1 protein-coding gene is annotated in these 635 nt (G+C 46.9%); it reads left to right on the top strand.

The window, feature by feature from the left end; genetic code table 11:
- Positions 1 to 635: IS630 family transposase (locus BZJ21_RS15445; RefSeq protein ID WP_108743196.1), on the top strand; the 635-nt coding region annotated here is incomplete at both ends.

The following is a 635-nucleotide window of genomic DNA, read 5'->3' as shown; positions in this document are numbered from 1 at the left end:
AGCGCTGCGATGATTTCTCAAGCATTGCGTATTAACGAAACAACAGTACGGCGTCATCTTGAAGACTACGCAACTGCTGAAAAACTCAAGCCCGAGAATGGTGGCTCAAGCAGTCATTTGTCCGCTCCTCAAGCATTGGCCTTGATTGAGCATTTGACCGAACACACCTACTCCCACACCCACCAAATTGTCGCGTATGTTCAGTGTCAGTTTGGTGTGCGCTACTCCGTTGCTGGCATGAACAAATGGCTGCACCACAACGGTTTTAGCTATAAAAAGCCTAAAGGTGTGCCGCATAAATTCGATGAGGCGAAGCAACACGCCTTTGTCGACGCCTATGAAGCGCTCAAATCACGCTGCGACAAAGATGAAGCCATCCTGTTTATGGATGCTGTTCATCCGACTCAAACGACAAAAGTGACGCAAGGCTGGATACGCACAGGACAAGATAAAGCAATAGAGACGACAGGGAGCCGTAGTCGCCTCAATATTGTTGGCGCACTTAATTTGTCAGACCTTGGTCACCCTATTATCGATGATTATGACACCGTTAACAGTGAAAATATTGTTCGATTTTTATGCAAAATAAGAGAGCGCTATCCGCTGAACCACAAAGTGCACCTTGTCTTGGATGG

This window comes from Salinivibrio costicola subsp. alcaliphilus, from assembly GCF_001996185.1.
Lineage (GTDB): Bacteria > Pseudomonadota > Gammaproteobacteria > Enterobacterales > Vibrionaceae > Salinivibrio > Salinivibrio costicola.
Note: the sequence above shows the minus strand (reverse complement) of the source record. Positions and strands in the feature narration are given on the sequence as shown.